25 protein-coding genes are annotated in these 24,947 nt (G+C 64.5%); 20 read left to right on the forward strand and 5 right to left on the reverse strand.

Annotated features, from left to right (window positions below):
* The first annotated feature begins 49 nt into the window (after positions 1-49).
* The 9 genes from AC1PMG_RS06155 (at position 50) to AC1PMG_RS06195 (ending at position 9,887) form a co-directional block, all read left to right on the forward strand.
* Positions 50-526 carry a chemotaxis protein CheW gene (locus tag AC1PMG_RS06155; RefSeq protein WP_148829659.1) on the forward strand — a complete coding sequence of 159 codons (477 nt, stop codon included), beginning with the start codon at positions 50-52 and terminating at the stop codon, positions 524-526.
* A gap of 363 nt (positions 527-889) precedes the next feature.
* On the forward strand, positions 890-5,581 hold the full coding sequence (locus tag AC1PMG_RS06160) for an RHS repeat-associated core domain-containing protein (protein ID WP_481111009.1): 4,692 nt from the start codon (positions 890-892) through the stop codon (positions 5,579-5,581).
* Positions 5,578-5,910: a hypothetical protein gene (locus AC1PMG_RS06165; RefSeq protein ID WP_157836439.1), complete on the forward strand. Its 333-nt coding sequence runs from the start codon at positions 5,578-5,580 to the stop codon at positions 5,908-5,910. The genes AC1PMG_RS06160 and AC1PMG_RS06165 overlap by 4 nt, the downstream gene beginning before the upstream one ends.
* A 23-nt stretch (positions 5,911-5,933) precedes the next feature.
* On the forward strand, positions 5,934-6,383 hold the full coding sequence (locus tag AC1PMG_RS06170; protein WP_481111010.1) for an ankyrin repeat domain-containing protein: 450 nt from the start codon (positions 5,934-5,936) through the stop codon (positions 6,381-6,383).
* A gap of 209 nt (positions 6,384-6,592) precedes the next feature.
* A complete protein-coding gene (locus AC1PMG_RS06175; RefSeq protein ID WP_481111011.1) occupies positions 6,593-6,883 on the forward strand; it encodes a hypothetical protein in 291 nt (96 codons plus the stop codon).
* Positions 6,876-7,412, forward strand: a complete 537-nt coding sequence (locus AC1PMG_RS06180; protein ID WP_481111012.1) for a tetratricopeptide repeat protein — start codon at positions 6,876-6,878, stop codon at positions 7,410-7,412. The genes AC1PMG_RS06175 and AC1PMG_RS06180 overlap by 8 nt, the downstream gene beginning before the upstream one ends.
* A gap of 203 nt (positions 7,413-7,615) precedes the next feature.
* Entirely contained in the window at positions 7,616-7,855 is a 240-nt protein-coding gene (locus AC1PMG_RS06185; protein ID WP_481111013.1) for a hypothetical protein, read from the forward strand.
* A 233-nt stretch (positions 7,856-8,088) separates the two neighbouring features.
* Positions 8,089-9,153 carry a glycosylasparaginase gene (locus AC1PMG_RS06190; protein WP_481111014.1) on the forward strand — a complete coding sequence of 355 codons (1,065 nt, stop codon included), beginning with the start codon at positions 8,089-8,091 and terminating at the stop codon, positions 9,151-9,153.
* 14 nt (positions 9,154-9,167) lie between these two features.
* Positions 9,168-9,887, forward strand: coding sequence for a copper homeostasis protein CutC (locus tag AC1PMG_RS06195; protein ID WP_481111620.1), 720 nt, complete (start codon positions 9,168-9,170; stop codon positions 9,885-9,887).
* A gap of 262 nt (positions 9,888-10,149) precedes the next feature.
* Here the strand turns inward: AC1PMG_RS06195 and AC1PMG_RS06200 are convergent, their stop codons facing one another.
* Positions 10,150-11,238, reverse strand: coding sequence for a sialidase family protein (locus AC1PMG_RS06200; RefSeq protein WP_481111015.1), 1,089 nt, complete (start codon positions 11,236-11,238; stop codon positions 10,150-10,152).
* A 112-nt stretch (positions 11,239-11,350) separates the two neighbouring features.
* Between AC1PMG_RS06200 and AC1PMG_RS06205 the strand changes: the two genes are divergently transcribed.
* The 4 genes from AC1PMG_RS06205 to AC1PMG_RS06220 all read left to right on the forward strand — a co-directional run bounded on the left by AC1PMG_RS06205 (position 11,351) and on the right by AC1PMG_RS06220 (position 15,270).
* Positions 11,351-12,727, forward strand: a complete 1,377-nt coding sequence (locus AC1PMG_RS06205; protein ID WP_342072377.1) for an alpha-L-fucosidase — start codon at positions 11,351-11,353, stop codon at positions 12,725-12,727.
* Positions 12,728-13,812: 1,085 nt separating this feature from the next.
* The gene (locus tag AC1PMG_RS06210) at positions 13,813-14,067 is read left to right on the forward strand and encodes a hypothetical protein (RefSeq protein ID WP_481111016.1); all 255 of its coding nucleotides are present in this window, start codon (positions 13,813-13,815) and stop codon (positions 14,065-14,067) included.
* A 252-nt stretch (positions 14,068-14,319) separates the two neighbouring features.
* The gene (locus AC1PMG_RS06215; protein WP_152237184.1) at positions 14,320-14,874 is read left to right on the forward strand and encodes a sigma-70 family RNA polymerase sigma factor; all 555 of its coding nucleotides are present in this window, start codon (positions 14,320-14,322) and stop codon (positions 14,872-14,874) included.
* Between the two features lie 162 nt (positions 14,875-15,036).
* Complete coding sequence (locus tag AC1PMG_RS06220; protein WP_010343225.1) at positions 15,037-15,270, forward strand: RebB family R body protein; 234 nt, start codon at positions 15,037-15,039, stop codon at positions 15,268-15,270.
* A gap of 52 nt (positions 15,271-15,322) precedes the next feature.
* Here the strand turns inward: AC1PMG_RS06220 and AC1PMG_RS06225 are convergent, their stop codons facing one another.
* Positions 15,323-15,757 (reverse strand): hypothetical protein, encoded by a 435-nt coding sequence (locus AC1PMG_RS06225; RefSeq protein WP_481111017.1) that lies wholly within the window; start codon positions 15,755-15,757, stop codon positions 15,323-15,325.
* On the opposite strand from AC1PMG_RS06225, the gene AC1PMG_RS06230 reads away from it, so the two are divergent.
* From AC1PMG_RS06230 to AC1PMG_RS06250, 5 genes are all read left to right on the forward strand, one after another.
* Positions 15,741-16,214, forward strand: coding sequence for a hypothetical protein (locus AC1PMG_RS06230; protein WP_048492052.1), 474 nt, complete (start codon positions 15,741-15,743; stop codon positions 16,212-16,214). The genes AC1PMG_RS06225 and AC1PMG_RS06230 overlap by 17 nt on opposite strands.
* Before the next feature lie 43 nt (positions 16,215-16,257).
* Positions 16,258-16,821 (forward strand): hypothetical protein, encoded by a 564-nt coding sequence (locus tag AC1PMG_RS06235; protein WP_481111018.1) that lies wholly within the window; start codon positions 16,258-16,260, stop codon positions 16,819-16,821.
* Between the two features lie 490 nt (positions 16,822-17,311).
* Positions 17,312-17,638: a RebB family R body protein gene (locus AC1PMG_RS06240; RefSeq protein ID WP_043091830.1), complete on the forward strand. Its 327-nt coding sequence runs from the start codon at positions 17,312-17,314 to the stop codon at positions 17,636-17,638.
* 71 nt (positions 17,639-17,709) lie between these two features.
* A complete protein-coding gene (locus AC1PMG_RS06245) occupies positions 17,710-18,051 on the forward strand; it encodes a RebB family R body protein (protein WP_152237187.1) in 342 nt (113 codons plus the stop codon).
* Between the two features lie 215 nt (positions 18,052-18,266).
* Positions 18,267-19,121: a Crp/Fnr family transcriptional regulator gene (locus tag AC1PMG_RS06250; RefSeq protein WP_481111019.1), complete on the forward strand. Its 855-nt coding sequence runs from the start codon at positions 18,267-18,269 to the stop codon at positions 19,119-19,121.
* A 225-nt stretch (positions 19,122-19,346) separates the two neighbouring features.
* Here AC1PMG_RS06250 and AC1PMG_RS06255 read toward each other — a convergent pair whose 3' ends face one another.
* Positions 19,347-19,733: a winged helix-turn-helix transcriptional regulator gene (locus AC1PMG_RS06255; protein ID WP_267083659.1), complete on the reverse strand. Its 387-nt coding sequence runs from the start codon at positions 19,731-19,733 to the stop codon at positions 19,347-19,349.
* A 148-nt stretch (positions 19,734-19,881) separates the two neighbouring features.
* Here AC1PMG_RS06255 and AC1PMG_RS06260 point away from each other — a divergent pair, with 148 nt between their 5' ends.
* Positions 19,882-20,889: a zinc-dependent alcohol dehydrogenase family protein gene (locus AC1PMG_RS06260; RefSeq protein WP_481111020.1), complete on the forward strand. Its 1,008-nt coding sequence runs from the start codon at positions 19,882-19,884 to the stop codon at positions 20,887-20,889.
* 77 nt (positions 20,890-20,966) lie between these two features.
* Here the strand turns inward: AC1PMG_RS06260 and AC1PMG_RS06265 are convergent, their stop codons facing one another.
* Together AC1PMG_RS06265 and AC1PMG_RS06270 are read right to left on the reverse strand one after the other, a co-directional pair.
* Positions 20,967-23,705 (reverse strand): hypothetical protein, encoded by a 2,739-nt coding sequence (locus tag AC1PMG_RS06265; protein ID WP_481111021.1) that lies wholly within the window; start codon positions 23,703-23,705, stop codon positions 20,967-20,969.
* Positions 23,702-24,133 (reverse strand): hypothetical protein, encoded by a 432-nt coding sequence (locus AC1PMG_RS06270; protein WP_019799657.1) that lies wholly within the window; start codon positions 24,131-24,133, stop codon positions 23,702-23,704. The genes AC1PMG_RS06265 and AC1PMG_RS06270 overlap by 4 nt, the downstream gene beginning before the upstream one ends.
* Positions 24,134-24,420: 287 nt before the next feature.
* On the opposite strand from AC1PMG_RS06270, the gene AC1PMG_RS06275 reads away from it, so the two are divergent.
* Positions 24,421-24,579: a transposase gene (locus tag AC1PMG_RS06275; protein WP_481111621.1), complete on the forward strand. Its 159-nt coding sequence runs from the start codon at positions 24,421-24,423 to the stop codon at positions 24,577-24,579.
* The last annotated feature ends 368 nt before the right edge of the window (positions 24,580-24,947 follow it).

Below are 24,947 nucleotides of genomic sequence, written 5' to 3' on the forward strand. Positions count from 1 at the left end.
GCCGAGCCCGCATCGCGCGTTTTTTCCGGTTTCAGGACGAAGTCAATCCATGAGCAGCTACGCCAGCAACGACGAAATCCGCGGTGTCCTCATCCTGGCCGGCAGCGAGCGCGTGCTGCTGCCCAACGCCACCATCGCCGAAGTGATGTCGCGCGTGCCGGTCGAACCGCTGCCCGACGCCCCGCACTGGCTGCTCGGCCAGATCGCCTGGTACGGCTGGAAAGTGCCGCTGGTCTCCTTCGCCCGCCTGACCGGCCTTGGCGCCGAGATCGTGGCCGCCAACAACAAGATCGTCGTACTCAAGGCCCTGGGCGGCAACCCCGACCTGCCGTACGTCGCCCTGCTGACCCAATCCTTCCCGCAGCTGATCTCCGTCCCCCGCGACGGCCTGCTCGCCGACGCCTCCGAAGAAACCCTCCCGCCCGGCGTGCACATGCGCGTGCTGCTGGGCGAGCAGAGCGCGTTGCTGCCGGATCTGGAGGCGATCGAGGGGATGGTGGTGGAGCGGTTTGCGGCGGTTATCTAGATCGGCAGCAGTCTTGCAACGGCCTTGCTTCTGACTGCGTACCGCAACCATCCTGGCCGATGCTATGCGCGCTTCAGCGAAGACCGCCTCGGTTCGTTGCCAGTGGATAGGGCCATCGTCTAGCATCGCTTCTCGTAATGACAAGGATTGTCGTATGCGCAACGTGCGTGCACCCGTTCGCTGTACTGCGTCGCTCAGGGATGACGCGACTGCCCGCTCTCGGGCATTCCAGCTGTTTGGTTCTCCCATAACACTGCCGAGCCTTTGGCCGCGCGCTGTTGCGCGTCGATCGGCCTCCGGCTGGACAGGCAGTTGGCAACCGCTGACTCGATTGGCTTGATCGACTTCTTGCAAGGACGCGCGATGAACACGATGCACCACGAACGTACCTCCGGCGGCGCCATCCGTCTTGCGCTGGTGATGGCGCTGTTCTTTCTGTTCATCGGTTCGGCGTTCGCCGGGACAGAAGGGCCGAAGCAGAAATTCGTGGTCCGCGACGCGGAGGGCAGTGACCACGGCACCTACACCACTCAGTCGGAGGCGGAGGCGGCGATCAAGGCGATTCCTGGGCCTAAGTACCAGGAGGATGCCTATCAATACGCGGACACTATCAAGAGTTCAGTTGTTCGAGAGGATGGTGCCACGCTGATTACGTATTGGCTCGGACGTGAGAAGGCAAAGGACGAAGATTGGGTATACACCTCAGGGAATGTGGAAAAGATAGCGACTGAGCAAGAGGCCTATGCTTTGCTTGAACAGAGGGCGAGGCAAAAGGCACCTCAGTGCGGATCGCCGCAAATTGTTCCAAGGAATAATTGGGGGGATAACAGTTCGGGTCCTTACCCGCAGTATGACGTTGGATATGAAATGCAGGCGCGACAGTTTACCGTCAATGCTTTTTTTAAGGACTGCAGCGATACGTATGCCTATGGAGATTCGATCAGTCGAAAGAGACGTACCGAGTGTGCGCGACCTTACACCCAGTGGCATATCAGTGATCAGGGCTGCACGAACAAAGTGATCTTCGCCACCATCGAAGTCTCCACTCTGCAATGCGGCGATGAGCAAGGTAAGGCAGGTAATCCAGTTGGCGCCGGCAACTCCGGCTTGGTCGGCAACCCCTGCGACGTCAAGACCGGCGAGAAATTCCAGGCCGAGCGCGACCTGGATCTGGGCTGGATCACGCTGACGCGTTACTACCACTCGGGCATGGCATTGAACGCGGGCGGCTTCGGCCCCGGCTGGACCTTCTCGCACAGTCTGCACCTGACCATCCAGGGCGATACGCTGGGCTTGATCGAGGGTAGCGGTTATGCCGTGCCGTTCCGCAAGAGTGGCTCCGAGTATCACGCGGCCAACGCCTCGGGTGAACGCATCGTCGCCAATGGCGACCAATGGGTGCTGGATCGCCAGGATGCGATCTACACCTTCGATGCCAAGGGCAAGCTGGTCTCGCGCATGGCCGAGGATGGCAGCGGATGGGTGTACGGCTATAACGCGCGTGGGCGCTTGCAGAGCATCGCCTCGGTGCAGGGGCGCTCCATCGAACTGGTGTATGCCGACGACAACGACGACGCGCTCATCACCGGCATCGTCTCAGGTGGGGTGCAATTGGCCAGCTACGGCTACGACCAGCAGCGCCTTGCCAGCGTCACGTATGCCGACGGCAAGAGCCGGATCTATCACTATGAGGACACGCGCTTCCCGCGCCATCTGACCGGTGTGACCACGGAGGACGGCCAGCGCTTCAGCACCTTCGCCTACGACGAGGTCGGCCGTGCGACCTCCAGCCAGCACGCCGGTGGCATCGACGGCATCACCTTGGCGTACTCGGCTGCCGGTACTCGCGTCACCGATGCGCTGGGCGATGTCAACGATTACACGATGACCGAGGCGGGTGGTACTTCACCGAAGGTCGCCGCCGTGGCCAGAACCGACGGGACGCTGCAGTACAGCTACAACGATCAGTCCAGCGACTTCCGCCGCCGGCTGAGCAGCGTCACCGATCGCCGTGGTATCCAGACTCAGCACAGCTACGCCGAAACGACCGAGAACGGTGTTGCGGTGAACATCCACACCGTGCGCGAGGCGATCGGGCAACCCCAGGAGCGCACCACGACGACGCGCACCGCGGCTGGCAGCAATCGCCTGCTGTCGGTGCAGACCGGCGGACGCACCGTGTCCTACAGCTATAACGATCGCCTGCAGCCGGTGCAGATGACGAGCAGCGACACGGCTTCAGGCAAGCAGCGCACTATCACCTACAGCTATTGCGAAGCGTCCGACGTAGCCGCGACCGACAGCGCCTGCCCGATCCTGGGCCTGCCCAAGTCGGTCGACGGCGCGCGCACCGACGTCAACGACATCACCAGCTTTACGTATTACCCCAGCGACGACAGCACCTGCGCCACCTCTCCGACCACCTGTCCGCACCGCAAGGGCGACCCGTGGAAGGTGACCAACGCGCTCGGCCAGGTCACCGAGTACCTGGCCTACGACGGCGCTGGCCGCGTGCTGTCGGTGAAGGACGCCAATGGCGTGGTCACCGACTACACCTACCACCCGCGCGGCTGGCTGACCGCCAGCAAGGTGCGCGGGCCCGACGACAGCAGCGAGAGCGACGATCGCGTCACCGCGATCGACTACTGGCCGACCGGCCTGGTCAAGCAGGTGACGCAGCCTGATGGCGCGTTCACACGCTTCACCTACGACGCCGCACACCGGCTGACGGATATCGCCGACAACACCGGCAACACGATCCACTACACCCTGGACAACGCCGGCAACCGATTCAAGGAAGACACCAAGGACGCCTCGGGAACGCTCAAGCGCACGCTCTCTCGGGTATACAACCAGCTCGGCCAATTGGCGACGCAGGCCACCGCACAAGGTGATCCGACCGACTTCGGCTACGATCCCAACGGTAACACCAAGACCGTCACCGACGCGCTCGGGCATGCCACCCAGAACGACTACGACCCGCTCAACCGCCTGGCGCGCACCCTGCAGGACGTGGGCGGCATCGCCGCCGAAACCAAGTTCGGCTATGACGCCCTGGACAACCTGACCAAGGTCACCGATCCCAAGGGCCTGGACACTACTTATGCCTACAACGGCCTGGGTGACCTGACCAAGCTCACCAGCCCGGACACCGGCAGCACCACGTACACCTACGACAGCGCCGGCAACCGCGCCACCCAGACCGACGCGCGCAACATCAAGACCAGCTACGGCTACGACGCGCTGAACCGTCTGACCCAGGTCACCTATCCGACCACCACCCTCAACGTCAGCTACACCTACGACGTCAGCCAGACGGCCTGCGCCAGCGGCGAGACCTACGCAGTGGGCCGCCTGACCCGGATGCAGGATGGCAGCGGCAGCACCGACTATTGCTATGACCGCTTCGGCGATCTGGTGCGCAAGGTGCAGACCACCAACGGCAAGGTGTTCGTGGTCCGCTACGCCTACACCAAGGCCGGGCAACTGAGCCACCTGACCTACCCGGATGGGGCGGTGGTGGACTACGTGCGCAACGCCCAGGGCCAGACCACCGAGGTCGGCGTGACCCCACCTGGCGGCACCCGCCAGGTGCTGCTGAATCAAGCCACCTACTATCCGTTCGGCCCGGTCGCCGGCTGGACCTACGGCAACGGCCGTCCGATGCAGCGCGTGCTGGACCAGGATTACCGCCCGTTGGCGGTCAACGACACCCGCAGCGATGGCCTTGCGGTGGGCTTCGCCTTCGATCCGGTCGGCAACCTCAGCGCACTGACCGCGCCCGGCAATACCGCGCCGGTCATCAAACTGGACTACGACCCGCTGGGCCGGCTGACCGCGTTCAAGGACGGCCCGACCGATACGGTGATCGACGGCTATAGCTACGACGCCACTGGCAACCGCCTGAGCGCCAAGGTCAACACCACCACCCAGACCTACACCTATCCGACCACCAGCCATCGCCTCAGCAGCGTGGCCGGCACGGCGCGCAGCTATGATGCGGCGGGCAACACCACGGCCATCGGCGGCACCGCCGTGCAGTACGTGTATGGCGCCAACGGCCGACTCTCCCAGGTCAATCGCAACGGCGCCAAGGTGGCGAACTACGCCTACAACGGCCGTGGCGAGCAGGTGCGGCGGGTGGGTAAGACCAACGTCTACACGCTGTACGACGAGAGCGGCCACTGGCTGGGCGACTACGACAACAACGGCGCAGTCGTACAGCAGGCGATCTGGCTGGACGACCTACCGGTTGGCGTGCTGGCCAAGACCACGCTGCGCTACGTGCAACCAGACCACCTGGGCACGCCGCGCGCGGTGATCGACCCGGTCCGCGACGTGGCGATCTGGCGCTGGGACCTGAAGGGCGAAGCCTTCGGCACCACCGCCCCGGACCAGGACCCGGACAAGGACGGAACCGCCTTCGTGTTCGACATGCGTTTCCCAGGTCAGCGTTACGACGCGCTGAGCGGGCTCAACCAGAACTACTTCCGAGACTACGAAGCCGGTACGGGGCGGTATGTGCAGAGTGATCCGATTGGATTAGATGGTGGCATAGCATCTTTTGAATACTCCTCCAGTTCCCCACTGGCGGCTTCTGACTCGTTAGGTCTGCAAAGTCGGCGGGCAATACCCGTGCGGCCAATGACTACTCAAGAGATATTTGCCCGTGTTGAAGTTCCTTATTTGATTAGGCAGATACAAAGCTATGAGCCTACATTTCGCTATCAAACGGTTGGGCCGATTGGTTACAGATATAATGGTCAGGACACAAGTTTTTTGCGGGATATTTTAAGGCAGCACGAGCAAAGGCAATCTCAGCAGTGCTCAGAGCGGATAGATTATGGCTCCACACCAAGTGGAATTCCTCTGAGTCGTCATTATTCAACGGAAAGAGTTGATCGAAATATACCTGTCAGTCTGGTGGATTACATTGCAAGGAATATGCCTGGGACGCCGCACCAGGGTGCGACTCGGCACTATGATCCGATAAATGATGTGACCGTAGTAATAGGTAGAAATGGTGTGGTGACTGCCCATAGGGGTGAAAAATGAATAATATTGGCGGCAGAGAAATTTTTATTATTTCTAAGGATTCATCAAAAAAAAGTGTTGTTGGAACTGCTGTTCTAGACCTGGGGGACGATGGTGGCATTCTTAATATTGAGGTTTATGGGTTATCGCATTTGATAGGGCGTGCGCCGACCAGTGACGAGATCGCTTGGATGAAAAATGAGGTTGTCGATGCCTTCTTCTCGGAAGAAGATGACGTTCTGTCGGTTGTGGTTGGTTTCGGGGAAAATAGACGGCAGAGATCTTCTTTGGCTATTTTTGGTTTTTCGGAATTTGATCAATTGGTAAGTTTTTCTATTGCACCAGAGTAGGTTTTGGATCTGTGGATGGAAGGTTGTTTTCTTGGTGGGCTTTTAATGGGTGCGATTGGAAGATTATAAAGGCCTCTTTGTATTTTTGTTTTTATTATTTAATTGAGGTCGATATGAAGGTGGAGGATGTTTTGACTTTATATAGGGATCTTCCTGAGTATGCTGGAATTGAATTGGATGGTGTAAAAAAGATGAGTCTATTCGGTGACTATCCAATTAATGTTGCGGCAACGCGCGGCTCTGTGCGAGAAATGTCTGCTCTCTTTAATGTTGGTGCGGACCTTAATGCTTCTGGTGAGCGTGGATATACACCTCTGCATAATGCGGTAGAGCAAAGCAATGTTGAGGCAGTTAAATGGCTTTTAGAGAATGGCGCAGATAAAGGGTTGTGTAATTCGTCAGGTGAGACTCCAGCTGACCTGGCAACTATTTTGTCCGAGAATTTAATTGAGTCGATCTTGAATGCTTCGTGAGGTGTGTTTAGATATTTGATGCTGCCTTGATTGCGGCCCTGCAGTACGCTTGACGCCTCCATCGCCGGCTGACGTGGATCAAGCGCAGCAACACCAATGTGGCGCAACGGCCGTGGCGAACAGGTGTAGTGGACGGGTAAGCCAACGTCTATACCCTGTACGACGAGAGCGGCCATTGGCTGGGCGACTACGACGCCAACGGAGCGGTCGTGCAGGAGGCGATCTGGCTGGACGACCTGCCGGTCGGCGTGCTGGCCAAGACCACACTGCGCTACGTGCAGCCGGACCACCTGGGTACGCCGCGCGCGGTGATCGACCCGGTCCGCGATCTAGCGATCTGGTGCTGGGACCTGAAGGGCGAGGCCTTCGGCGCCACCGCTCCGGTTCAAGGCAAAGAAAATGGCGAAAAAAAATGCCAAGTTAGTCTTGTTGCAAAATCGACCCGCCATCCTAAGTGTTGTACTGGACCCAAAGTGGACAGGATTATTCCGCATGGATAAGCATTCTGAACAATCACTGCTGGCGGATGCCAAGTACCTTATTGAGCGTGGCGACTATGCTGGCGCTTATGAAAAGCTCGCTTGGCTCGTAGTCAAGGAGAATCCAGAGGCTCTGTTTTTATGTTCAACCTTTAGCTCCTCTGCTGACGAAAGCGACGGTGACTTTGAAGTAAGAAGCCTAAAATTTTTGGCGAGGTCGGCAGAACTGGGCTTCGCTCCTGCCATGTATGCTCTTGCTGTGTGTTATGCCAATGGTGATTTGGTTGGTCAGTCCGATAATCAGACTGCATATTGGTATAAGGCAGCTGCCGAGAGCGGTAGTGACTCTGCGAAGCTTCATTATGCAATTGCCCTCTTAGATGGTGTCGGCGTGGCTAAGGATACTGCTGCCGGATTGAGGTTAATGCAGGAGCTTCTAGATTATGGAAATGTGGAGGCAGAAGGAATTTTTCCTGAAGCTGGCGATCGTTTTCCTGGGTTGCTAATAAGAAGGCGCTTAAATGGCGCGGTATCCAGGAGAATTCATTGATTTTGGTGGGGCGCTGGAGCGTTTTTTCTAATTTTATGCCGAACATTTTTATGCGAATGGCTCGCGGGAATCTTTGTGCTGTGTATTGAGTTTCGTGACGATTTTAGGGTGAAGGTGTGCTAATTATCATGGGAGAATCCGGTGATATGCATGCGCTGAGTGAAGCCCTGTACGCATGGAGCGTATGTCCAGGCGATATGGTTGTGTCCTCGATCGTGCCTGCATGCGAGGGTGTGGAAATTACGTTGCAGCGACACAGCTCGCCGCATGCCAAAATGGCGAGCGATTCGCTTCCTGGCGCCCTATGGCGCATCCGCGAGGATGCTGCCCGTCACCTTGCCGACCTCATCGGCCAACTCTCCCGGCATCCACGGCCAGCGCATCTCCATCTTGATTTTGAGGGTTATACGCGGACCATCATCATTTCGATGGATGAGTACTGATCATCCGGCGTTTTTGAGGTGTAGCGCCGATGTGACATTGCAGGACGCCTATGGGAGCACGCCGATGAACTTGATAGAAGGCCGAGCGTGCTTTGACGCGATACTGTAGGAGCGTGCGGACCAAAAAAGCGCTGTCTGACGCAAGTAGGTATTCAATCCCCTCTTACCCTGCCGCATGATGTAAGGCTAAGCGCACGCCATCCCGCGCGCCCTCCCAACGCCGGAGCCTTCCCATGCCGCAACGCCGCCACTTCCTGAAAACCGCCGCCTTCGGCGCTCTGGCCGCCGGGTTGGGCGGTGCGCTTCCTAGCGCACGCGCCGCCGTGGCCAAGGCGCATGCCAAGGCCGGTGTCGGCCCCTTGCCGCGCGGCGCAGCGCGGGTTATCTCCACCTGGGACTTCGGCGTCGCCGCGAACCAGGCGGCGTGGCAGGTGCTGTCCCGCGGCGGAGCGGCGCTGGATGCGGTGGAGGCAGGGGTGCGGGTGCCGGAGGCGGATCCGGACAATCACACGGTGGGGCTGGGCGGGTATCCCGACCGCGATGGGCGGGTCACGCTGGATGCCTGCATCATGGATCACACCGGCGGCTGCGGGTCGGTCGCGGCGCTGGAGGACATCGTGCATGCGATCTCGGTGGCGCGGCGGGTAATGGAGAAGACGCCGCATGTGATGCTGGTCGGCGATGGCGCGCTGCAGTTCGCGCTGGCGCAGGGCTTCGAACGCACCAAGTTGCTCACGCCGGAGTCGGAACAGGCGTGGAAGGAGTGGCTGAAGACCTCCCGCTACGCGCCCGAGGCCAATATCGAGAACCGCGCTTATCGCCGCGGCACGCTGCCCGGCGGCAAGGACAACCACGACACCATCGGCATGCTGGCGCTGGATGCGCACGGCAATCTGTCCGGGGCCTGCACCACCAGCGGCATGGCCTGGAAGATGCACGGCCGGGTCGGCGACAGCCCGATCATCGGTGCCGGGCTATACGTGGACAACGAGGTGGGCGGGGCGACCTCGACCGGCGTCGGCGAAGAGGTGATCCGCAACGTCGGCAGTTTCGCGGTGGTGGAGATGATGCGGCAGGGCAAGAGTCCGGCCGAGGCCTGCCGCGAGGTGGTGATGCGCATCGTGCGGCGCAAGCCGCAGCTCACCCGCGATCTGCAGGTGGGGTTCCTGGCGATGAACAAGCGCGGCGAGGTCGGTGCGTTCGCGATCCAGCCCGGTTTCAGTTATGCGGTCTGCGATGCGCAGCAACAGGATCTGCTGCTGCCCGGGCAGAGCCACTTCGCGGCGCCGGCGGCATGAGCGGGAGCGTGCCGATGGGCTTGGAAGTGGCCGCCGACGCGATCGGCTCGGCGCTGGCCGCGCAGGACGGTGGAGCGATGCGGGTGGAGCTGTGCGGCGGCCTGGATGGCGGTGGACTGACGCCGTCGTTCGGCACGCTGGCGGCGGTGCGCGATCGGTTGCGCATTCCGCTGTACGTGCTGATCCGTCCACGTGTCGGCGATTTCGTGTTCGACGCGGCGGAAGTGGAGGCGATGCGTCGTGACGTGGAGCAGTGCGTGCGCCTGGGATGCGACGGCGTGGTGCTCGGCGCGCTGACCGCGGACGGCGAGGTGGACACGGCGACGATGCGCGAGCTGATCGCCGCGGCCGGTTCGCTTGGCGTCACCTTCCACCGCGCGTTCGATGTCAGTGCCGATCCACGGCGCGCGTTGGAAGACGTGATCGCGCTGGGCTGCGAGCGCGTGCTGACCTCCGGGGCGCGCGAGACGGCGGAAGAGGGCGCGGAACTGATCGCCGCGCTGGTGCAGCAGGCCGGTACGCGCTTGAGCGTGATGCCGGGGTCTGGTGTGACCGAGGCCAACCTGGCGCAGTTGCGTGCACGCACCGGCGCGCGCGAGTTCCATGGCTCGGCGCGTGGGCCGCTGGTGTCGCGGGCGCTGGCGCCGCATCCGCATGTGCGCAGCCTGGGTGGCGACCGCATGCAGACCGATGTGGTGCGGGTGCGGCGGATGGTGGCGCTGTTGGCGGAGTAGGGCGTCGCCGATGCGTAGTGAGGATCGGATCGCAGTGGCGCGGGCGGATGGTGACGAGATTTGCGCGTCGCGGCTGAAGCCGCTCCCACAGGAGACTGCGGGGGCGGCTGTCGGCCGCGTGCTTCAACGGTTGCGTTGGTGGGCGTCGATGGGTCGCTTCTGTCGCGGCTGAAGCCGCTCCTACGAGGGGCGGCGGTTGGGGGAGGCTGCACCGCGCAGACCACCGCTGATGGGTGATGCGCGGCGTGCTATCGCATCGCGGTCAGCGTGACGCGCCCGCTGCGAGCGTGCCGGTCAATCGCTTCGGATCCAGCACCACATGCTTGATGCGCGTGCGCTTCCAGGTGTAGCTGATGTGCACCTGGCCGTCGCGGGTCTGGATCACCGCGGGGTAGGAGAACTCGTCCTTGGGGCTGTCTTCCAGGGTCAGCACGCGCGTCCAGTGCAGGCCGTCGTCGGACAGGGCGACGGCGAGCACGCCGCGACCGTCCCACCAGTCCTTTCCGGCTTCAGTCGGGTTGTAGACCAGCAGCGAGCGGCCGTCGGCCAGCACCACCGCGTCGGTGCCGGAATTCGGGTTGGCCAGGTCGAGCAGGGTCATCGGTTCCCAGGTGCGGCCCTGGTCGCGCGACCAGGTGCTGAACACGTGGTTCTGCTGGCTGCGGCCCACCGCCTGCAGGCGGCCGTCCTGGTGCAGCAGCACGCTGGGCTGGATCGCACCGATCCTGGCCGGGTCGTTCATCGCCGGGCCACGGGTCCAGTGCGCGCCGTTGTCGTCGGACCACTCCATGTGCGCGACCCAGCCGGCGTCCTCGCTGCTGCTGGGGCTGAGGATGCGGCCGCCCGGCAGCTGCACCGGCTTGTTCTTGATCGGGCCGAGGATGCCGTCGGGCAGGCGCTCGGGCGTGGACCAGTGCTGGCCACCGTCATTGGACGTGGTCTGCATGCCCCACCAGCGCTTCGGGTCCGGACCCACCTTGTAGAACAGCCGCAGCGGCCCTTGCGCGGGCTGGAACAGCACCGGGTTCCAGGTCGGCAACGGCTTGCCCTGTGCCTGTGCGCCATCGGCCACGCGCTGTGCCGGTTGCCAGCCGTGCGCGTCGCGGCGCGCCACCCAGATGGCGACATCATCGGCGCCTTCGTGGCGCCCGCCGAACCAGGCCGCGAGCAGGCCGTCGCGGGTTTCCACCAGGGTCGAGGCGTGGCACTGCGCGGTCGGCGCCTGCGCGTTGACGAATTCGCTGTAGACGATGGGCGAGGGCGGCACCGGCGGCGGGGCGACGGCGGCCGGGCCGGCGATGGCGCGCACCGCGAACAGCGACAGCAGGGGAAACAGCGAAGGCGACATCATGTGGTACGGTCCTGGCCCGCAAACGGGGATACCTATTTATCATCAATTAAATACCATATGCTGACACCACCGGCAGCGCCGCCTGCCCGACCGACGATTGCGAGGATCCGCCATGCCGAACCGCCCGCTCTCTCCGCTCCGCTGGTTGGCCGCGCTCGGCCTGACCGCCCTGGCCGCGCCGCCGCTGCTCGCCGAGAACTTCGCCGAGGTCAAACCCTCGCCGCAGCAAGTGGCCTGGCAGGACCTGGAATTCGGCGTGATCGTGCATTTCGGCACCAACACCTTCCTGGATCGCGAGTGGGGCGACGGCACCGCCAGTCCCAAGGTCTTTGCGCCGGATCAGGTGGACCCGGCGCAGTGGGCGCGCGCCTCCAAGGCGGCCGGCGCCAAGTACCTGATTCTGGTCGCCAAGCACCATGACGGCTTCGCGCTGTGGCCCACCGAGGAAAGCGCCTATTCGGTGAAGAACAGCCCGTGGCTCGGCGGCAAGGGCGACCTGGTGAAGATGACCAGCGAGGCCGTGCGCAAGGAAGGCATGGGCTTCGGCATCTACCTGTCGCCTTGGGACCGCCACGAGCCCAAGTACGCCGACCCCAAGGCCTACGACAAGTTCTACGCTGCACAACTGGTGGACCTGGCCTCGCACTACGGACCGCTCACCGAGTGGTGGCTCGACGGTGCCGGCAGTGCCGGCCACGTGTACAACTTCGACAAGTACATGGAAGAGCTGCGCACCTACCAGTCCAACGCGATGGTCTTCGCCGATACCGCACTATTCGAATACGGCGACGTGCGCTGGGTCGGCAACGAGGCCGGCGTGATCGAAGGCGAGAACTGGAACGCTATCGATCGCCACGGCTACCTGCGCTGGCGCCCGGTCGAGGTGGACACGCCGCTGCACAAGCTGCAGTGGTTCTGGCATCCGAACAGCGACCAGACGCTGAAGAGCGTCGACGAGCTGGTGCAGATCTGGGAAGACAGCGTTGGCCGTGGCGGCCAGCTGGTGCTGGGCATCGCCCCGGACAAGCGTGGCCTGCTGCCGGAGGCCGACGTCAAGCGGCTGGAGGAAATGGGCCAGGCGCTGCAGGCGCGCTACGGCGCCGATCGCAACCTGGTACGCGGCCGGCTCAAGAGCGACGACAGCATCGCCGCGGCGGTGGACGGCGACCGCGACACCTTCTGGAGCGCGCCGGACGGCTCGCACCACGCCACCCTGGAACTGCAGTTCAAGCAGCCGGTGACCTTCGACACCGCGTTGTCGATGGAATGGCTCAACGATGGCCAACTCGTGCAGAAGTACGCAGTGGAAGTGTTCCGCGACGGCGCCTGGGTCAAGGTGGCGCAGGCGCAGGCGATCGGCCACATGAAGATCGACCACTTCCCCGCGGTCACTGCCTCGCGCGTGCGCCTGAACATCCTGTCCAGCGTCGACGCTGCGCATATCCGCGAGTTCCAGTTGTTCAACGTGGGCGCTGCCGCCGCGCGCTGATCTTTGCCCGCGGCGTGCAACCGAAGCCGTGCCCGGCGATGCCGGGTGCGGCTTTTTTCATTGGCGCGATGCGCCGCGTTTGCGGCGAGCGCGTCGTCGTGCACGCACGGCGGTTCCGGACGGATGGTGGTTCCAGACGCGGCGACGAAGCGCCACTCCCCTCTCCCCCCGGGAGAGGGGTCGGGGGTGAGGGTACGGCGGCACGTAATCCTGAGGCACGAGCGCAGTCGCTCCACGCAATGCATAAGCGCCAGTCGATGGCGCAAGCATCCAGCGCGGTACGTTGCAATGCCACGCCCGCGCATCGCCGGTCGCCGTGACCCACGCGTCCCTGCGATCGATGCCGCCGTGCCATCCCGTGCGAGGAGAACACGATGCTGCCGAATGCAAACGACGAGACGGCGCCGTGGCACTGCGCCACGGCTGCCCGGTGCTGCGACGGGGCAGCACCCCAGCACTGCATGGCGGTCGTAGGAGCGGCTTCAGCCGCGACAGGCATTCCCGGTAATGCATGTCGCGGCTGAAGCCGCTCCTACGGCTGTGATTTCCGCATCTCCCCGCGCTGCAAGGTGCGCACGATAGAACACGACAGGCGCCTGAAAACGACTCGCATCGCTTGCCGATCTCAAGGCATGCACCGCGTGCGCATGCCGCGGTTCTGTGGTTCGTCGCCAGCTGTGACCATTGGCGGCAGCTCGCGCTCGCAGAGAAACAACAGGTCCGAATGCAGCAGCGCCTGCGTGTAGCCTTGTGCGGCGCAGGGGCCACGTCGCGCTCGCCTGATCCGGAAGCCACCGAGTGACGCGCGTCTTTCCGACGATCGCCTGCACTGCGCAACATCGTTCGATGGTGTGGCATCGCATGCTATCGCTGGCGCAGCTGCAGCGCGGCGGCCTTCGAAGCGGCCTTGGCGGGAGGAGGACACACACGCTGGATCGCGTGCTAGCTGCATGCGGCGCCATCCGCATTCACGGCACCGCCGCCGCCACGTTTACACGGTCGTCGCCCTCCATCGAGCTGCGCGCCGTGTCGCTGACGCGGCGTGGCCAGGTCGCCGGGGTGTTCCGTCATCGTGGAGCAAGACCATGCCCGACAGCGCAGAGGCATCCGGGTTCCGCCGAGTGCGGTTCGAACGGCGCAGGCGGCTGCGACGGTGGGCGCGCCTGCGTCAGGGCCTCTGCGTCACCCTGGCCTGCCTCGCGGTGGCGCTGGCGCCGTCGTGGGATGCCCGTGGCGCGCCGCCACCTCCGGCAGCGGACACCGCGGCGGACATCCAGCAGGTGCCGCACGCGCTGCGCGACAACACGGTGCCGGAGGCGCAGGTCGAGCTGCTGCGCTGATCCGATCGCAACACACGAACCGGGCCCGCTGTCTGTGCAGCGGGCCCGTTTTTTTGCGCGACTGACGCACACAACCGCCGCACAAGCGCTTTTGCCGTATGCGTGCGTAGACAAAGCACAGGCGCATGCCATCTGCCGCGCGGTTGTGCGTGCCTCGTCGCCGCCTTTGTCACCCAGGGAACAGCTATTGCCGCCGACCCCCACAGAGACTCGCCGCACAAGGGGATTTCGGAGCATGCGATGGAGATGGCAATGGAAAAGGCAGGCGTGACCGCCGCGCGATTCGCCGAGGCCGACGAGATGTTCACCCGCGCCTGGCGCGCCACCTTGCCGGATCTGCGGCGGCGCGCGCTGCGGCTGGCCAACGGGCGCGCGGACGCGGCCGAGGACCTGCTCTCGGATACCGCGGTGAAGGCGCTGCTGTTCATGCGCCGCTCGCCGGAAGCGATGACCGACCCGCAGGGATTTCTGTTCGTGGTGCTGCGCCATGTGTTCCTGGACCTGGTGCGGCGCCGCCGCGGCGGCGGCGAGCCGCTGGACCGCCCCTCTGAGGCTAAGGAAGTGGACGCCGTGGCCGATCAAGCAATGACCGCCCTGCAACGCGCCGAACTGGAGGAGCAGATGGAGCGCGTGGTGACGGCGGTGGCGGCGCTGAGTCGGGAGCAGCGCCGCCTGTTCGCCTATCGCTTCGTCGAGGAGTTGCCGTATCCGGCCATCGCCAACCTGCTGCACATCAACCAGCCGCTGGCGCGCAAGCGTGTGGAACTGCTGCGCAAGCGGCTGCGGCTGGCGCTGGTGGCCGAATGAGCAGGCCGGCCGCCACGGTTTCACAAGCCGCCCACGGCGGCGTTTTCCCTCCACGCCGGGCCGCACAGGGCCGCGGCATCGCGGGCGCCGCGGCGGGGCGCGGTACAGGCCACCCCCGTCGCGGCGCCTCCCCGGCAGGCGACATACCAAGGAACCAGGCTCATGGCAGACAACACGCTCGTCAATTCGCAGATCACCGACGCGGTCACCCAAACCAACGTCAAGGTGGTGGCCGAGGCGCCCGCCCAGGCGATCGCTTCGCTGTACCAGGTCTCCAGCCACTCCACCGGGCTGGCGCTGCAGAACGCGGTGCACAGCCAGCAGGCGCTGAACCAGGTCTCCAACGCCGTGGTGTCCAAGGCGGTGGCCCTGATCATGGCGATCGGCGAGAAGTGATGCAGTGCCGTGGCCCGCGCCGCGGCGGCTGACGCGGGCACCGATCCATCCATCAGGAGAGTGGCATGTGGCCTTTCGCAAGCAAGAAGACCCCCGGATCACCGACGGCTGCGGTGACGCCAGCCGGCACGGCATCGGCGCCTGCATCCGTCGCAGGTACGGCGCAGACGCCGGACGTGCCTGCGCCGGCACCGTCGACGGCACCGGTGACCACAGACGCATCGCCACCGTCAGCGGCCGGTGACCCCGCGGCTGCGGCACAGGCTGCGGCGAGTTCCGCGTCGGCAACGGCGCCAGCGCGCAGCGAGGCCGGCGAGGGCGACAGCGCGCCCGCCGCTGCAGCAGGCGCAGCGGCGCCCAGCGCCGCCGCGTCCGCCGCCGCCGCGCCAGCGACAGGTGGCGATGGCGCAGGCGCCTCGCCGCCGTCGGCACCGCCCGCCGCGCCGGTGTCGCCACCGCCACCGCCGTCCATGCTGAAGACGCTCAACACGCACATGCTCGCGCAGGCCTCGGCGGCGCGGCCGGCCAGCGACGCACTCAACAGCAAGATCGTGCAGGCGGTGCAGCTCAGCAACGCCGAGACCATGGCCTACGCGCCGTCGCAGATCGTGGTCGGCTCGAACATGCTGATCAGCCAGGCCTCGGGCCTGATCGCGCAATCGGCGGCGGTGTACTTCGACGGCGTCAGCAAGATGGCGCTGGCCAGCCAGGGCGTGCTGCTCAAGCAGATGACCGAGAACCTGGCCGAGAACAAGCTGGAGCAAGCCGCCGAGGATGCGCTGGGCGTGCTCGCCACCGACGTGCTGGTCGGTGCCGCCGCGGCGGTCGCGGCCGCCGCCGGCGCGCTGGAGGCCGAATCGGCAGGCTTCGCCATCGACAAGATCGACCAGAGCATCGCCAAGTACGCGGACCTGATGCGCGGCCGCAAGTCCGCGTCCACGTAGGCCGTTCGCACCACCGGTTTCACCACACGCACAGGGGAGCACCATGCAAGACAACCAGGCATCCGATTTCGCCACGCTGCGCCAGTTCGCCGAGAACTGGTTGCGTCGCCCACTACTTCCTCTCGAGGAGGAGCAACTGCGGCGCTTCGCGTCGGAAACCGCCGCACCGCCAGCAGTGCCTGCCGCCGAAACGGCCGGCGCCTCGCCGTCGTTGATCGATGCCGAGCGCGAGCGCGTGAAAGGCTTGATCCAGCAGATGCAGCAGACGATGCAGAACAGCCGGGGGGCGCTGAACGGCGCCACCGCGGCCAGCGAAGCGGCGGTGCTCAAGGCGATCGAGTCCGCCAACGCGCTCGATCAACTGCGACCGGGCCAGTTGCGGCCGCCGCAGAGCGGCGAGGGCGGCAGCAACCACATGGTGATGTCGCAGATCGCCGATCGCCTGGCCAATCTCGTGCAGGCCGAAGTGCGCGCGTGCTTCGAGCGCGAGTTCGGCAGCCTGGCGCAGCAGATGCAGGCGGTGGTCGAGGCGGCGCGCGCGCAGGGACTCATCGCGGATGCACCGGCGGCGGAGCCGGGAGCGCCAACGCCCCCTCCCGCTGCCTGAGCCGTTCCGCCGCACGGCGGCGCCTTCGCGTGACCGCGCGAGGTTGCGCCGCCGTGCGTGTGTCGTTGCACGCGCACGCGTGCGCGGCACCGCATCGCGGTCGTGGCGTGCGGTCGCGTGCGTGGTGCGTTCGGTATGCGCATGGTGTCTTGCGGCGCGCGCCAAGTCCTTGCGTCGTGCCGATGCAGCGCGAGTGGCTGCGTGCCATCAGCGAGACAGCCCGGCGCCACGTCGAGGACAGGAGCGCGTTCGCCTGCCGTGCTGGTGGATCGCATCGCATGGCAGTGGATGTCGCGAGGGGACACGCCCCACGGTAGTAGCAACACGCATCGGCCGACGTCGCGGCGCATCGTGGCCGATGTTCCCTCGTCGCGCGCACTTCGCGGCGAGGTTGGCGAGACAAACGCCGCACATGGTTTCACAGGTTCTGCACTGTCCCGTTTTCAGAGATCGTACGGCGTGGGCCGTACCCCAACCCAGGAGCGAACACATGGCATTTCCCACCGCGGTCAACGACCAGATCACCGATGCGGTCACCCAGTCCAACGTCAAGGTCATCGGCGAAGCGCCGGCCTTCGCGATGGCGTCGATCTACCAGAGCATGGCGCACTCGACCGGCATCCTGTTCGAGAACGCCGTCTCCGCGCAGCAGCAGCAGAACACCCTGGCGCAGGCGGCGGCCAACCAGGGCGTCATGCAGATCTACAGCCTGGACACCACCGCCGCTGCCGGCGCCACCGAGAAGGTCGCGCAGACCGGCGTCTCCGACAACCTCACCAGCCTGCTGACCGTGCTCAACGCGTTCAAGCAGTCCTGAGCCACGCGCGCTAACGCCGCTGCAGGGCAGCGGCGCTAGCCACGCCCTTCCTTCCTAACGAGGACCGTTCCATGGCCTATCCCACCGCAGTCAACAACCAGATCACCGACGCCGTCACCCAGTCCAACGTCAAGGTCATCGGCGAGGCGCCGGCCTTCGCGATGGGCTCGATCTACCAGAGCCTGGCGCACTCCAGCGGCATCCTGTACGAGAACGCGGTCGCCTCGCAGCAGCAGCAGAACACGCTGGCGCAGGCGGCGAACAACCAGGGCGTCATGCAGATCTACAGCCTGGACACCACCGCCGCCGCGGGCGCGTCGGAGAAGATCGCCCAGACCGGCGTGTCGGACAACCTGACCAGCCTGATGACCGTGCTGCAGGCCTTCCGCAGCGGCAAGCCGGCCGGCCTCTGAGTCGCGCACCGGTCCGGAACGGCGAACCCGTCGGGTCTCGCCGTTCCTCGTTGCGACGGTCGATGCCATCATTCGCGTCACCCCGCAGGCCGCGCGTTGCGCGCGCCTCGCCTGCACCATTGCCCACCCGTGCCTGGCGTACGCACCGGCCTTCCATCCTGGCCTGGCGCGTTCGACGCCCGGCGTCGTACGTCCTGCGTCCGAGAAGAGGGAGTATGGAGGTTCCAGCCAGCGTCCAACCGGAGGCGATCGAGCGCATCGTGCGCGACCACGATGGCGACGCTGCCTGCACGGACAACGCCGGCCAGGCGCATCGGCGCCTGCTGGAACGCGCGCCGCTGTTCCAGGGCCTGCCGGACTCGGTGCTGGACGACCTGCTGGCCCATGCCAGCGAATGCGCACTCGGCGCGGGCAGCGTGCTGTTCTTCAAGCACGACCCCAGCAGCTTCGTCGGCGTGGTCGTGCGCGGTCGCGTGTACAAGGTGCTGTACGGCCCGGACGGGCAGGAACTGATCGTCGGTGCGGTCGAGCCCGGTGGGCTGGTGGACGAGGCCGCGCTGCTGGAACCGCATGGGCGCAGCTTCACCGCCATCGCCTTCGGCGCCAGCGTGGTGCTGAAACTGCCGCGGCGCCACTTCAACGTCCTGCTGGACCCGCCGCTGCTGCAGCAGCGCCTCCACGCCCTGCTGCGCCTGCGCCTGCGGCAGACCCTGGACAGCCTGGAAAGCATCTGCCTGCACCGCCTGGAAGTGCGCCTGGCGCGCTACGTGCTGCGCCAACTGGAACTGCAGGCGTCGCAACACGGGAGCGATGGCGCGATCGCCCTGCCGCCGAACCAGAGCATCCTTGCCGCGATGCTCAACGCCAGCCGTTCCAAGCTCAACGCCCACTTGCAGCGCTGGGTGCGCAGCGGCCTGGTCAGCCGCCGCCGCCATCTGTTGCGCGTCCACGACCTCGGCGCGCTGTATGCCAAGGCCAACCTGCAGGGGCCGGCGATGCCGTCACCGGACGGCGAGGACCTGCCATCGCGCGTTGCGTGTGCGGCGTGGACGGATCGCCGCGCCGAGTGACGTGTGTGCTGCAGCACGGGATTGCATGCTTGCGCCTGCCAATTGCGCGCCGCACTTGCTCTTCAGGTGATCGAACCTTCTGTCCACGCCTCGCAACGCGGTGGCTGGCAGATGCCACGCACCCGGGTCAGGAGTGCGCCTTGATCCCGATGGCTGTCGATCTCGGCATGCAAGAAGGCCGCTATGCGGATGCTCGCCTGCTTTCCTGCATGAACCTGCGTGGCGTCACGTGGCCATTGCCTCGCTATGCGCGCATTCCGCAGCGTCAGCCGGCGCGCGCGACAGCTCGCGGGTGCGATACGACTCGCCCCATTCCCGCAAACTGATCAGCACCGGCGCGAGGGAGTGGCCAAGCGGCGTCAGCGCATATTCGACCTTGGGCGGCACCTGCGGATAGACGTGCCGCACGATGACGCCGTCCTCCTCGAGCTCGCGCAACTGCAGCGTCAGCATGCGCTGCGTGGCATTGGGAACCAGGCGCGTCAGTTCCATGAAGCGCTTCTTGCCGGAGAGCAGGTGGAACAGGATCACCGGCTTCCACACCCCGCCGATCACCGACAGCGTCACCTCGACCGCGCAGCCGCTCTTGCCATCCAGACGTTTCAGACGCATGGTCTTTGTACCTACAAAATTGATAGTACCTGCGAAAATTGTACGTTCTTGCGATGCAGGAAGTGCATCCCGACAATGCCTGCAATGCGGTTTCGCTGCAACCGATGCGGCGCTGCCCCTCGCCATTTTTCCGCTAAGGATGTTGCCCATGAAAGCCATCACCCTGCGCCAGCCCGCTGGCCTCGAGAACCTCCGCCTCGTCGACCTGCCCGATCCCGGCCAGCCGGGCGCCGGCGAACTCCGCGTGCGCGTGCATGCCAGCTCGCTCAACTTCCACGACCTGGGCGTGGTGACCGGACGGATGCCCAGCGCCGACGGCCGCATCCCGATGTCCGACGGCGCCGGCGTGGTCGAGGCGGTGGGTGAGGGCGTGGACGAGTTCGCCGTGGGCGACGCGGTCGTCTCGACGTTCTTCCCGACCTGGCTGGATGGCGGACCGACCATCGCCGATTTCGCGACCGTGCCCGGCGACGGCGTCGATGGCTACGCCCGCGAGACCGTGGTGCGCCCCGCGCATTGGTTCACGCACGCGCCGCGCGGCTACAGCCATGCCGAAGCGGCGACGCTGACCACCGCCGGGCTCACCGCATGGCGCGCGCTGGTGGTGGGCGCGCGGCTGAAGGCCGGCGACACCGTGCTGGTGCTCGGCACCGGCGGCGTGTCGATCTTCGCGCTGCAGTTCGCCAAGCACATGGGCGCCACCGTGATCGCCACCTCGTCGTCCGACGAGAAGCTCGCACGCGCGCAGGCACTGGGTGCCGACTTCACCATCAACTACCGCCGCGACACCGACTGGGCGGCCAAGGTGCTGGACTACACCAACGGCCGCGGCGTCGACGTGGTGATCGAAGTGGGCGGCCCCGACACCCTGGGCCAATCCATCCAGGCGTGCCGCATCGGCGGCCACATCGCCCTGATCGGCGTGCTGACCGGCATTGCCGGCCAGGTGCCGACGGTGGCGCTGATGCAACGCCACCAGACCCTGCAGGGCTTGATCGTCGGCAGCCGCCGCCACCAGCGCGACATGGTCCGCGCCCTCGACGCCACCGGCATCAAGCCGGTGATCGACCAGACCTTCGCGCTGGAAGACATCGCCGATGCGTTTGCGCATCAGGCGGCGGGGAAGCATTTTGGGAAGCTGTGCCTATCGATCTGAATTGCGTGGGTAACGAAGAAGGGATCGGCCCGTTTTTTGGCCATACCGGTCTCTGACAGAATTCATGGCCGATGAACTCAGACCGCTTGGCCTCCTCGGGCAACCCTTTCCTGTTGCGAAGCGTCGTATGCCAATTGCTGTGCCTGCCGGTCGAAGGCTTGGGCGTGTTGCGACGTCTCGTGCAAGGGGGGAGCCGGCTCGCGGGTATCCAGCGACACCTTGAAGCCTGGTGTGGTCCCGACGACCCATAAGGTATCGCCAGACATGCGTACGCCATCAATCTTGGTGGCGTCCGTGATGCCCTCCTTCTTGCTCAACAGCATGGCATGGGCGACGTGCTCGTCGGAGATCTCACGCGGGGTCGCCGATCTGAGCTTGTCGAACATCGTCTGGTCGTTCGACGAAAGGCCGTCGTGTGGCCCCGGTTGCTGATCGCCGTGCGCAGCGTGCCCTGCGCCATTGGCCGTGGTGGCGTTGGGCGTAACAGACGCCGGCCGTTCCGCATGCGGTGCAGCGTCAGGTGTCCTAGCGGGACCGACCGGCGTCGAGCGTTCGCTCTGGGTCGGCTGTGCCGCGTGCTTGATTTCTTCCGCCGTGGTGACGGCCTTCGGCACCATTCTGCTATTGGAAAAGAGTCCTTTCTGACCATCGTCCATCATCGTGACGATGGCGCTGTTCGGCCCTGGCCGTCCTGTGCTCTGATCGGGTTGCAGCGTGAGGGAGTAGGGACGCCCATCTCTGTCGAGTCCGGCCTGTGCGTGCGTGCGAGCGACTGCCGCGGTGGCTGCATCAATGTCGGCCTCGGTACGCGCAATCCCAGCGTTGGCGTAGGCATGCGCCACCAGGCCACGCATCGGGGTGGGTTGCGGTAGCGTCGGATGCGCAAGGGCCTCGTTTGCCAGGACCGCGTATTGCTGCAATCCGGCTTGCTGGCTCCGATACACCTCGTTCAATTCGTCGCGCACATTGCCGCTGGCCTGATTGGTGCCGTAGATCATCCCCGGTGTCATCCATTCACCGTTCGCGTTGCGCGTATACGTATGGCCGTCGGAGGCGGCGAGCGATTCGGTCTGGGTACTCGCATTCTGGACGGCGACAGGCACTTCCCCATGCCGGTTCCAGCCGAACTGGTTATACGCGATCTGGTACCGGCCCGCGATCGCGGCAGGCGTATTGGCGGCATTCTGCGCGACGATCAGCTTCGCTGCGTGATCCAGCTCGGCGGCTCGCTGCGGAGAGGCCGTCTCCACATGGCTGGCCGTCATGCCATGCTCGAGGTACTGATCGACCACGGTACGCGACCACGCATGGGTGTGGGCGTCGCGCACCCAGTTTCCTTCGCCATCCGCGCTGCGCGTGTCGCCCTTGCCAGGTGCAATGGAGTAGGGATTCTGCGCGGCGGACAGATTGGCCAGCCCCAGTTCATAGGACGCGTTGGCGGACTTGTAGTTCAGTTCGTTCGCCAGCATGTCTCCAGCGACATAGCGAACCTTGCCGTAGGTCGGTGTCGTGCGGCCTGCGCCGATGTGGGTTTCCGCAGTGATCTGTTGCGCTTCGGCGACGCGCGTCCACGTGCCTTTCGGATCTTTTGGGTCGCGGCTCCACGTGTTCCCGTCTCGATCCTGTTGCGTGAAAACACGTTCGAGGTCCTTTTGCTGCGCCCATTTTTCCCCGAGAAACGCGCCACCGACGCCTCCTACGACGCCGCCGACGCCGGATGTGACAAGTGCGCCTGGACCAGTCGCCGCGCCGCCCGCCAGGCCATATCCGGCACCTGCCACCAAACCCAGTGCGATGCCCCCCCCAATGCCACCGACATTGCGACCGATGAAATGGGTCTTGGCCGACTCGGCGCCTATGGTGTTGCCCTGCGCTTCCAGCTTCACCACCTGATGGCCGGTGGTAGCGAAGTCGTAGGCCACTGCCGCAACTGCGACCGCGGTCGCACCTTTCGATAGCACGCCTGGCGAAAGACCGCGAGAGGCGCCGACCGCCTCTGCGGCAACGGCGGCCTCTCCGACTGAGGCCGCGGGAGCTGCCCCGAGTCCCAACGGTGCGCGGGCCAGACCGGCGGCGCTGAGTTCGGCAGCGGCCGGGAACTTGGCAGCATCTGCCCCAAGCGTAGCGGCTGCTTCTCGCGAAATCGCGACCTTCGTGACTTTCGGTCCGGCGCCATCGGGTGCGACGAAGATGCCCTTGGGCGCGGCTTCAATGAATTGCGCCTGCACCATGGGCAGCACATCGGTAGCGCCCTGGCGCGCGTATATGGGCTTCAGCGCAGCGATCGGCTGCCCGCCCAATGTCCTGACGTTGGGATTGTCCAGTACCGTCGGCAATTCCACCTTGCCGAAGACGCGCTCCACGTTGGCATTGGTTGCGATCAGCTTGATGTCGCCCCGAAGCGAGGCAGCGAACTCCTGCGATGCTTCCCCCCATAGGCAACCTTCGAGGGAGGTAGCGCTTCGCGCAGCAGCCTTGGCGTCGCCGTAGAGGAAATGGCCAGCAGCTTTTTCCGCGTCGGCTAGGCTTTGTCCCTGAGAGACGAAGATGCGTTCGGCAGTGGACCGCACGGCTGCTTCGACCTGTTTATTGCCAAGGAACTGCGCCCTGGGGGTGCTGTTGATGATCGGTTCGCCGGTCTTGCCCGCCAGTTCGAGGGCGATCGTTTCGGACGATACATTGCCGATATCCCGGCTGTAGAGGATGCCGCCATCGCCGGAGGCTTTGGCCGAATACTGGCGTGCCAGGGCCTGAATTTCATCAAGCGACGTCGCGCGCTTTATCTGATCGATTTGCTTGGCGTAGTCGTCGCTCATGACACACGCTCCGCATCGGTGAGGATCCAGCCATCCCTGAAAAGAACCTTGCCCATGAAGTGCGCATTTGGATACTCGGTCAGGAGCGACGGACGGTCGTTGAACTGCATGCCTGCTTCGATCAAGCGCACTGCCAGCGTCTGAATCCTGCCGACTTCCGGGATACTGAAGACGCGGCAGGTTCCCGGCATGTGCATGCCGACGTCGCCATCGCGGCCGTAGCCGAACGAGACGATTTCGATGTTGTAGTCGTTGCCGCCGGGCAGGAAGGCTCTTTGGATCTCGCCGAAGTATTCAGCTGCGTCGACCTCTACCGCGAACGTCTCATGACGCTGCTCGTCGACGATGCCGCGTACGCCGCCGGAGAATCGGGCGCGGCCTTCGGGGAACTGCAGCCAGTCGAAAGTGGGGTGCTGGTGCAGGTCCATGTCTGTCGCTCCTTCGGGATGTCGGGCACGATCATGGCCCTCGCGCTGGAGTTTTACGCTGGGATGCGGAGTGGCGCAACTGTAGGGGAGGAGAGTAAAACCAGTGTCAGAGTGCACTTGCCCTACACCGAAAACCAGGGCCAGAGTGCACTTTCCCTAAACAGAGTCTGGACGTTGCCCGATGGGAAGGGTTGTTCGAACGCACGAAGCTGATCCCACCTCAGCGGGAAGGATCGCACATTCCACGTCGTCCCCGTTTGGATCTTCCATACGTCGCTCAGCATATCGTGCAGCGGGGCAATGATCGGCAACCATGCTTCTTTGCCGACGTTGATCGCATACGCTACTTGCAGGATCTGCACGAACTGGAACTCAAGCTCGGCATTGCCGTGCATGCTTACGTGTTGATGACCAATCATGTGCATTTGTTGCTCACCAGCCAATAGCCCAGTACGACACCGACGCTGATGCGGTCACTTGGTCGCCGCTACGTGCGCTACATCAACACGCAATACCATCGCACCGGTACATTGTGGGAAGGCCGCTACAAGTCGTGTCCAGTTCAAGACGAGATCTCTGCTTCGCTGTTATCGCTACGTCGCACTCAATCCTGTGCGGGCTGGCATGGTTGCCGATCCAGCGGAATACAGGTGGTCGAGCCATTCCTGTAATGGCCTCGGGCAGGCTAACGCGCTGGTACAACCCCGTGCGAGCTATCTAGCCATTGCCCCGGCCGGCTGGCGTGCAGACCACTATCGACGCTTCGTGCTGGATGCGATCGACCCAGGCGAGACAGCGGCCATCCGCCTCAACT

The organism is Xanthomonas sp. NCPPB 2250 (genome assembly GCF_056725265.1).